The sequence below is a fragment of the Variovorax sp. GW458-11-26-14-LB1 genome (genome assembly GCF_059423965.1).
The window spans coordinates 45,693-52,630 of record NZ_JBWKYW010000046.1 but is presented as its reverse complement, the minus strand read 5'-3'; the positions used below and the strand labels follow the sequence as shown (position 1 = coordinate 52,630).

Sequence of the window (6,938 nt, the reverse complement as noted above, 5' to 3'; positions counted from 1 at the left end):
GGGGAAAGATGGGGCCGCCCATTGTGGCCCCGTCGCCGACTCAGCCTGCGAGGGCCTTGACTGCGATGCGCGTGGCCGAGGCGACCACGTCGTTGCGGCCCTTGGCGTCCTTGTCGGGGAAGGTCAGGTAGACCGACAGCACCAGCGGCGCGCCCGACGGCGGCCACAGCACGCCGACGTCGTTGGTGGAGCCGTACGAGCCCGCGCCGGTCTTGTCGCCCACACGCCAGCCTTTGGGCACGCCGGCCAGGAAGCGCTCGGTGCTGGTGGTGTTGCCGAGCAGCCATTCGCGCATCTGCTCGCGCTGCGGCGCGCCGAGCGCGTCGCCCAGCGCGAGCCGCTGCACGGTGTCGCTCATGGCGGCAGGCGTGGTCGTGTCGCGCGGATCGCCGGGGATGGCGGTGTTCAGCTCGGGCTCGGTGCGGTCGAGGCGGAAGGTGGTGTCGCCGATGCGCCGCGCAAAGGCCGTGACAGCGGCCGGCCCGCCCAGCACCTTCAGCAGCAGGTTGGCGGCGGCGTTGTCGCTGTACTGCATGGTGGCAGCGCACATCTCGTTCACGGTCATGCCGGTGGCGAGGTGCTTCTCGGCGACCGGCGAGTGCGACACCAGGTCGCCCTTGCCGACACTGATGCGGCGCCCGAGCAGGCTGGCGTCGGTCGTGCTGCGTTCGAGCACCGCCGCGGCTAGCACCAGCTTGAAGGTGCTGCACAGCGGAAAGCGCTCGTGCGCGCGGTGTTGCAAGCGCGCGCCGCTGCCGGTGTGGAAGCCCGACACGCCCAGGCGTCCGCCGCAGGCGCGCTCGAGTTCGGCGAGCTGCGTTTCGGCGTCCGACTGCGCGCCCTTCTTCGGCCATGCGCTGCAGGCGCCGGCGAGCGGGGTCACGGCGGCGGCGAGCAACAGGGTGCGGCGCTGGATCAGAGGGTTCATGTGCGTGCGTCTTTCTTTTCGCGAGTGGATGGAATGAAAGGCATCGTAGGAGCGCCGCCGCCGCGCTTCCAGCGCCCGGAGCGCGCACGGCGTCCCGGGTGTATCAGGTGTAACGCCATTTCATCATTCAACCTTCGGGTTGAATTTTATTCGGAACCGATCTACATTCAACTTCATGGTTGAACTTGAAATCGAAGACGAACGGCTCGACGCCGTGTTCCACGCCCTGGCCGACAGCACGCGGCGCACCATGCTGCAGCTGCTTGCGCAGGGCGAATGCAGCGTGGGCGAACTGGGCGCGCCGTTTCGCATGTCCTTCGCGGGCGCCTCCAAGCACGTCAAGACGCTGGAGCGCGCGGGGCTGGTGTCGCGCACCGTGCAGGGCCGCGCGCACGTGTGCCGGCTGGAACCGGCGGCGCTCGCCACGGCCGATGCCTGGCTGCGCGCGTACGAAGTCTTCTGGAACCACCGCCTGGACGCCCTGGCGGATGCGCTGCGGCGCGATGCCCACGATGACGGCAGCAGCCGCGCATGAACAACGTCTCTCCCCTCATTCACCCAAGGAGCACCGCCCCATGACCACGACCCTGAAGCACAGCCTGGGCACGCAGACCGAGCCCGGCACCCTGCGCATCGAGCGCACCCTGCCCGCGCCCATCGACCGCGTGTGGACCTACCTCGTCGACCCCGAGAAGCGCCGCAGCTGGCTGGCCGGCGGCACGATGGCGCAAGCGCCCGGCGCGGTGTTCGAGCTGCGCTTCCAGCACACCGAGCTGTCGGGCGAGGTGGCGCCCGAGCGCTTCGCGGCCTACCGCGAGACCCATGTGCAGCACTCGCGCGTGCTGCGCATCGAGCGGCCGACCCTGCTGGTCATCAGCTGGGGCAGCGAGCGCGAGGACGCGTCCGAGGTCAGCTTCGAACTGTCGCCGCAGGGCGCGCAAGCGACGCACCTGGTGCTCACGCACCGCCGCCTGCCCGACCGCAAGGAAACGCTGAGTGTGGCCAGCGGCTGGCACGCGCACCTGGGCGTGCTCGACGAGGTGCTGCACGGGCGCGCGCCGCAAGGCTTCTGGACGCAGCTGGAGGCCGCCGAGGCGGCCTACGCGACGCACATCCGCTGAAGGGCGTCGGGCCGCGTCAGGCCCGGCGGGCGGGCTGCGAAGGCGCGCGGCAGGGCTGCACGCGGACTGCGCGGCTGATCACCTGGCGCTGCTCGCGCGCCCCCTTGAGCAGGCGCTCGGCCGCGACCCTGCCGTGGGGCACCGGCGCGCCCTCGCCCATTTCCGACACGGCCACGAACACCGTCTGCCCGCCTTCGAGCACGGCCTGCGTCTTCGGTTGCGACTTGCCCGCGTACAGCGGCGCGTCGTCGATGTAGGCCTCCAGCGAGTGCGCGCCCGGCGCCACGCACAGGCGCGTGAAGCCGTTGGGCATCAGCGCGGCATGGAACTCGCCATCGACATACACATGCGCGGCGCCCGTGCTGGGCGTGGACGTGGCGCGGCGGAAGAACACGACCTGCGCCAGCTCGGGCACCACCGCGGGCGCGGGCCGGTACACCGCCCCCTTGCGCGCGTTCGTGGCCGATACCGCGACGGGCACGGCCATGTTCATCGGCTCGGAAGGCGGCGGCATCGGCGGCAGGGGCACGTACGCCGTGACGGCGACGGGGCCGCAGCCCGCGACCAGCGTGGAGGCGGCAAGCAGCCAGCGGCCCGCGCGCAGGCGGGGATGGAAGGAAAGGAATCTGGACAAGGACATGGCGTGCTTCGAGCGCCTTCAGAAAAAAGGCAGCCATCTGGCGAAGAGAAGGAAGAGCGGGCCGGCCGGAAAACGGCCAGCGCTCAGGGAACGAAGCACTCTAGGAAAAACCACCGAGGCAGGCCATCGGACGAATCCGAAAGCGATGCGCGATGGCGTGGGCCCGCGCTGAAAACGCGGGCCCGGCGACGCGTCGGCTCAGGCCGCGCGCAGCCGGCCGGCCGCGATGCGCACTGGCATCGACAACAGGATCTGCGCCATGCTCTTGCCCAGCGGGTCGGTGCGCAGCGACGCCATGCCGCCGCCGCCCAGCGCCGCTTCGCAGACGAAGTTGAAGGCGCCGATGCCGGGCAGCTCGTAGCGCGTCACCTCGCCTTCGACCAGGTGCGACATGTAGGCGCGCACGGCCTGCGCGCTGAGCTGCTCGCGCAGCACGGGCAGGTAGTGCGGCTCGCGCGCGAGGATGCCGATGTTCGAGACGTCGCCCTTGTCGCCGCTGCGGCCATAGGCCAGGCGGATCAGCGGCACCTCGAGCCATTCGTCGTCCGCGTCCGGGTCGGTGGCGTCCGCCTGCGGCGCCACCTCATCGGCCACAGCGACCTCCGTCGCCTGCGCCCTCACGGCCACGGGCCACGACTCGCCCGCCATCTCGACCACGGGCGTGAACAGCGCCTTGTCCACGAGCAGCGGAAACTGCCGGATCGACAGCGCCACCGACGGCCGCCCACCGCCCAGGCCGGTGGTGCCGGGCGCCCACGAGGTGCCGGCCGCCGAGATCTCGCGCGCGAAGAGTTCGAGCGGCGGCTTGTCCGCGTGCGTCACGGCCACGCGCAGCACCGCCTGGCGCGGCGGCTGGGCGGTGGCGCGCGGGCCGTAGCATTGCTCGGCGCCCAGCACGTCGATGTGGGTGGCCGAGAAGTCGGCCCAGCCGCGCTGCGCGAACAGGTCGCGCGTGCGGCGCAGCATGGCTTCGCCGCTGCGCCGCGCCTTGGCGGCGGCGTCGAAGCCGACGATCAGCAGCTCGGCGTTGCAGCGGTAGCCCGCGGCGTAGGTCGCCGTGACCTTGTAGCGACCCGAGGGCGCACGTCCTCTCGCGCCCGAAACGCGCACCCGGTTCGCGCCCACGGCCTCGATCTGCACGGTGCGAAAGTCGCAGGTCACGTCGGGCAGCAGGTAGGCCGCGGGGTCGCCGATCTCATACAGCAACTGCTCGCCCACGGTGGCGCGGCTCACCAGCCCGCCGGTGCCGGGCGGCTTGCCGACGACGAAGCTGCCGTCGGCCGCGCATTCGACCACCGGGTAGCCGATGTGGGCCCAGTCGGGCACCTGCTCCCAGTCGGTGTGCAGGCCGCCGGTGGCCTGCGCGCCGCATTCGATGATGTGGCCGGCCAGGCTGCCGCCCGCGAGGCGGTCCCAGTCGTCGTCGTCCCAGCCGAATTCGTGCATCAGCGCGCCGAGCGTGACGGCGCTGTCGACGCAGCGGCCCGTGATGACGATCTGCGCGCCGGCATCGAGCGCCCGCGCGATCGGCACGGCGCCCAGGTAGGCGTTGGCGCTCACGAGGCGCTCGGGCAGCGGCGCGCCCGTGCTCATGTGGCCGATGCCCTGCGCGCGCAGCGCTTCCGCATGGGGCAGCGCATCGTCGCCCATGACCACGGCGATCCGCGGCGCGAGCCCCATGCCGGCCGCCAGGTGCGTGAGCGCGGCGGCGCAGGCGCGCGGGTTCACGCCGCCGGCGTTGGCGATCACGCGGATGCCCTGGCGCATCACGTCGGGCAGCACGGCGGCCATGGCGGTGGTGACGAAGTCGGTGGCGTAGCCGGCGTCGGGGTTCTTCAGCTTCGCGCCGGCCAGCAGCGACATCGTGAGTTCGGCCAGGTAGTCGAACACGAGGTAGTCGATGCCGCCGTGCGCCACGAGCTGCGGCGCGCCGGTGCTGCTGTCGCCCCAGAAGCCCGAGGCGCCGCCGATGCGCACGGTCTTCTGCTGCGTGTGGGGGCTGTTCATCGCGCGGCTCATTCGGGCTCGATGCCGGCAGCGCGGATCACGCGGCCCCACTTCTGCGACTCGGCGGCCTGGAACTTCGCGAGCGCCTCGGGCGTGCCGGTGGCGGCCTCGCCGCTGGAGATGGCTTGGTAGGCGACGATGGCAGGCGAGGCCGACACTTTCACCAGCATCTCGTTGAGCTTGCGCGTGACGGCCGCGGGCGCGCCCGGCGGCAGGTAGACCGCCGTCCAGTACGACATGTCGTACCCCTTCACGCCCGCCTCGGCCACGGTCGGCAGCGCGGGCACGGCGGCCAGGCGCTTGTCGCCGCTCACGGCCAGCGCGCGCAGCTTGCCGCTCTTGACGTGCGGCAGCGCGGTGGGCGCGTCGGCGAACATGAAATCGACCTGCCCGCCCAGCAGGTCGGTGATGGCCATCGGGTTGCTCTTGTAGGGCACGTTCACCATGTCGATGCCGGCCATCTGCTTGAGCAGCTCGCTCGCCACGCGGCTGGACGAGCTGCCGCTGCCGAAGTTGAGCTTGCCCGGCGACTTCTTCGCCGCCGCCACGAGGTCGGCCACCGACTTGATCGGCGAATCGGCCCCCACCAGCAGCAGCATGTGGCCCTTGGACAGCAGCGCGACGGGGGTGAAGTCTTTCACCGGGTCGTAGGGCAGCTTCTTGTACAGGTGCTCGTTGGCGGCGTGCGTGGTGTTGGTGGTCATGAGCAGCGTGTAGCCGTCGGGCGCGGCCTTGGCGACGTACTGCGCGGCCAGGAAGCCGCTGGCGCCGGCGCGGTTCTCCACGATCACCGGCACCTTGTACTCGGTGGTCAGGGCCTGCGCGATGCTGCGTGCCTGCTGGTCGGTGCCGCTGCCGGCCGCGAACGGCACGACGACGGTGAGCGGCTTGGCGGGATAGTCCTGCGCGTGGGCAGGAGCCGCCGCCGCGACCGCGAAGGCCAGGACCGCGCCGAAGCGGAAGATGGAAGTGCGCATGGGTGATGTCTCCGGTGGGATGTAGTTTTTGAGAAGGGAAAGGGTGCGGTCGCTCAGGCGCTGTCGCCGTGCGGCACCGGCGGCGCGCCGAGCGCCGCGTTGTGCTCGCCCAGCCGGGGCGCGACCGCGCGGTGCGCGGGCCGCACGCCGTCGATGGACATCGGCAATGCCGTGAGGCGGAAGTCTTCGCCCGGCACAGGCTGCAGCATGCCCAGCGCCTCCACCTGCGGGTGCGCGACGGCCTCGGGCACGGTGTGCACCGGCGCGCAGGGCACGCCGGCGGCGGTGAAGCGCGCCATCCAGTCGGCGCGGGCGCGCGCGCGCAGCAGCGGGCCGATCTCCTCGAACAGCGCCGCCTTGTGCTGCAGCCGCTGGCGGTTGCCGGCGAAGCGCGCGTCGGTGGTCCAGTCGTCGCGCCCGAGTTCGTGCGCGAACTTGGCGAAGAGCCGGTCGTTGCCACAGCAGATCAGGAGCGGCGCATCGGCGGTATCGAAAGATTCGTAAGGCACGAAGCCCGGGTGGCCCGAGCGGTGGCGCTCGGGCAGCCGGCCTTCGTTGACGTAGGCGTCGGCCTTCTGCCCGGTCCAGACCAGCGCCGTCTCCAACAACGAGGTGCTCACCACACCGCCCCGCCCCGTGAGGTGGCGCCGCTGCAGCAGCGCCAGCGCGCCGATCACGGCCCACATGCCGGTGCCCTGGTCGCAGACCGAGGCGCCGGTGCGCATGGGCGGATCGTCGGGCCCGCCGTTGATGCTCGACAGCCCGCTGAAGGCCTGGATCAGCGGCTCGTAGCCCGGCTGCATGCGCAGCGGGCCGGTGTGGCCGAAGGCCGAGATCTCGCAGTAGATGAGCCGCGGATGGCGCGCGCACAGCGACGGGCCGTCGATGCCCATGGACTGCGTGACGCCGGGGCGCAGGTTGTGGATGAGGATGTCGGCGCCGGCCGCCAGGGTCTCGAAGGCGGCCATGCCCTCTTCGCTCTTCAGGTCGATGGCGACCGAACGCTTGCCGCGGTTGAAGACGTGGAAATTGAGCGCGTCGCCGTGGCGGAACGCCGGGCCCATGTGGCGCGCGTCGTCGCCGCCCTCGACGCGCTCGAGCTTCACGACGTCGGCGCCGAGGTCCGCCAGGATCGCGCCCGCGAAGGGCCCCGCCAGCACCTGCCCGAGCTCGAGCACCCGGATGCCTTCCAGAATTTTGGTGTCCATGTCACGGGGGCGCGTAGGCCCCTTGTCTCCGTGTATCGAATGCGCCAGTCTCGGCGT

Annotated in this window: 7 protein-coding genes; 2 read left to right on the top strand and 5 right to left on the bottom strand. The window is 71.5% G+C overall.

Annotated elements, in window-relative coordinates; translation table 11 throughout:
• Positions 1–40: 40 nt before the first annotated feature.
• Positions 41–928 (bottom strand): class A beta-lactamase, encoded by an 888-nt coding sequence (bla, locus tag AC07YS_RS24795; RefSeq protein ID WP_354347697.1) that lies wholly within the window; start codon positions 926–928, stop codon positions 41–43.
• Positions 929–1,103: 175 nt separating this feature from the next.
• On the opposite strand from bla, the gene AC07YS_RS24790 reads away from it, so the two are divergent.
• The gene (locus AC07YS_RS24790) at positions 1,104–1,463 is read left to right on the top strand and encodes an ArsR/SmtB family transcription factor (protein WP_495268174.1); all 360 of its coding nucleotides are present in this window, start codon (positions 1,104–1,106) and stop codon (positions 1,461–1,463) included.
• 40 nt (positions 1,464–1,503) lie between these two features.
• Positions 1,504–2,049, top strand: a complete 546-nt coding sequence (locus tag AC07YS_RS24785; RefSeq protein WP_495268173.1) for an SRPBCC family protein — start codon at positions 1,504–1,506, stop codon at positions 2,047–2,049.
• Positions 2,050–2,065: 16 nt separating this feature from the next.
• Here AC07YS_RS24785 and AC07YS_RS24780 read toward each other — a convergent pair whose 3' ends face one another.
• From AC07YS_RS24780 to AC07YS_RS24765, 4 genes are all read right to left on the bottom strand, one after another.
• Positions 2,066–2,689, bottom strand: a complete 624-nt coding sequence (locus tag AC07YS_RS24780) for a hypothetical protein (protein ID WP_495268172.1) — start codon at positions 2,687–2,689, stop codon at positions 2,066–2,068.
• 198 nt (positions 2,690–2,887) lie between these two features.
• Positions 2,888–4,696, bottom strand: a complete 1,809-nt coding sequence (locus AC07YS_RS24775) for an acyclic terpene utilization AtuA family protein (RefSeq protein WP_495268171.1) — start codon at positions 4,694–4,696, stop codon at positions 2,888–2,890.
• 8 nt (positions 4,697–4,704) lie between these two features.
• Positions 4,705–5,673 (bottom strand): Bug family tripartite tricarboxylate transporter substrate binding protein, encoded by a 969-nt coding sequence (locus AC07YS_RS24770; RefSeq protein ID WP_495268170.1) that lies wholly within the window; start codon positions 5,671–5,673, stop codon positions 4,705–4,707.
• Positions 5,674–5,726: 53 nt separating this feature from the next.
• A complete protein-coding gene (locus AC07YS_RS24765) occupies positions 5,727–6,881 on the bottom strand; it encodes a CaiB/BaiF CoA transferase family protein (protein WP_495268169.1) in 1,155 nt (384 codons plus the stop codon).
• Positions 6,882–6,938 lie beyond the last annotated feature (57 nt).

Bases quoted from the DNA above. Each gene is read 5' to 3' on its own strand.
- AC07YS_RS24790 (WP_495268174.1), top strand. From the start codon at position 1,104: ATGGTTGAACTTGAAATCGAAGACGAACGGCTCGACGCCGTGTTCCAC.
- AC07YS_RS24785 (WP_495268173.1), top strand. From the start codon at position 1,504: ATGACCACGACCCTGAAGCACAGCCTGGGCACGCAGACCGAGCCCGGC.
- AC07YS_RS24780 (WP_495268172.1), bottom strand. From the start codon at position 2,689: ATGTCCTTGTCCAGATTCCTTTCCTTCCATCCCCGCCTGCGCGCGGGC.
- AC07YS_RS24770 (WP_495268170.1), bottom strand. From the start codon at position 5,673: ATGCGCACTTCCATCTTCCGCTTCGGCGCGGTCCTGGCCTTCGCGGTC.
- bla (WP_354347697.1), bottom strand. From the start codon at position 928: ATGAACCCTCTGATCCAGCGCCGCACCCTGTTGCTCGCCGCCGCCGTG.
- AC07YS_RS24775 (WP_495268171.1), bottom strand. From the start codon at position 4,696: ATGAACAGCCCCCACACGCAGCAGAAGACCGTGCGCATCGGCGGCGCC.
- AC07YS_RS24765 (WP_495268169.1), bottom strand. From the start codon at position 6,881: ATGGACACCAAAATTCTGGAAGGCATCCGGGTGCTCGAGCTCGGGCAG.